Genomic DNA, 1,302 nt, shown 5'->3' with positions numbered 1-1,302 from the left:
CGTATTCTTCGGCGGCCTGGGCCATCAGGCCCACATTGGGAACGGTGCCCATGGTGGTGGGATCGTAGGCTCCGTTGGCGCGGCAGTCGTCGATCACTACCTGGTAGATTCCGGCGTAGGAGCTGTCCGGCAGCACGGCCAGCGTGTCCGCTTCCTGGCCGTCCGGCCCCCACATGTGCCCGGAGGTGCGGATCATGGCCGGCATCGAAGCGTCCACGATCACGTCGGAGGGGACGTGCAGGTTGGTGATGCCCTTGTCGGAGTCGACCATGGCGATGGCCGGGCCCTCGTCCAGACCCTTGTCGATCAGCTCCTGGACGCCCTTGCGGTCTTCGGGGTCCAGCTCGGCCAATCCGTTCAGGATGGAGGCCAGTCCGTTGTTCGGGCTCAGGCCGGCAGCAGCCAGCTTGTCGCCGTAGGCAGCGAACAGCTCGGAGAAGTAAGCCTTGACCACGTGGCCGAAGATGATCGGGTCGGAAACCTTCATCATGGTGGCCTTCAGGTGCGCAGAGAAAAGCACGCCCTCTTCCTTGGCGCGGGCCACCTGGGCAGCCAGGAACTCGTCCAGCGCAGCGGCGCGCATCACGGTGCCGTCGATGACCTCGCCGGCCTGCACGGGGAAGGCATCCTTCAGGACCGTGACCGTACCGTCCTCGGCCACCAGCTGGATCTTGATCTTGTCGTCGGCGGGCATGACCACCGACTTCTCGTTGGAGCGGAAGTCATCGGCGCCCATGGTGGCTACGTTCGTCTTGGAATCGGCCGTCCAGGCACCCATGGAGTGCGGGTTCTTGCGCGCGTAGTTCTTCACCGACAGCGGCGCGCGGCGGTCGGAGTTACCCTCGCGCAGCACCGGGTTGACCGCGGAGCCCTTAATCTTGTCGTACCGGGCGCGGATGTCCTTCTCCTCATCGGAGGACGGATCGTCCGGGTAGTCCGGCAGGGCGTAGCCGTGGTCCTGCAGTTCCTTGATGGCAGCCTTCAACTGCGGCACGGAGGCGCTGATGTTCGGCAGCTTGATGATGTTGGCTTCGGGCTGCTTGGCCAGTTCGCCCAATTCGGCCAAGGCGTCGCCGATCCGCTGCTCCGGGGTGAGGTAGTCGCCGAAGACGGCGATGATCCGGCCAGCGAGGGAAATGTCGCGGGTCTCCACTTCCACACCCGCCGTGGAGGCGTAGGCCTCAACGATCGGCAAGAACGAATAGGTGGCCAGCATCGGCGCTTCGTCGGTGTGGGTATAGATAATCTTGGCCATGGGTGAGGCGTCTCCCTGCAAAAAGTGGGTCTTCAGTGTTTACTCAA

At 64.1% G+C, this 1,302-nt stretch carries 1 protein-coding gene; it reads right to left on the bottom strand.

Annotated elements, in window-relative coordinates:
- Window positions 1-1,255, bottom strand: a 1,255-nt coding sequence (locus AC5RWT_RS37480) for an NADP-dependent isocitrate dehydrogenase (RefSeq protein ID WP_494084633.1), incomplete at its 3' end; no start/stop codon positions are given.
- Between the last annotated feature and the right edge of the window lie 47 nt (window positions 1,256-1,302).

This window comes from Arthrobacter sp. Dra40 (assembly GCF_059091905.1).
This window is presented reverse-complemented; position numbering and strand designations above follow the sequence as displayed.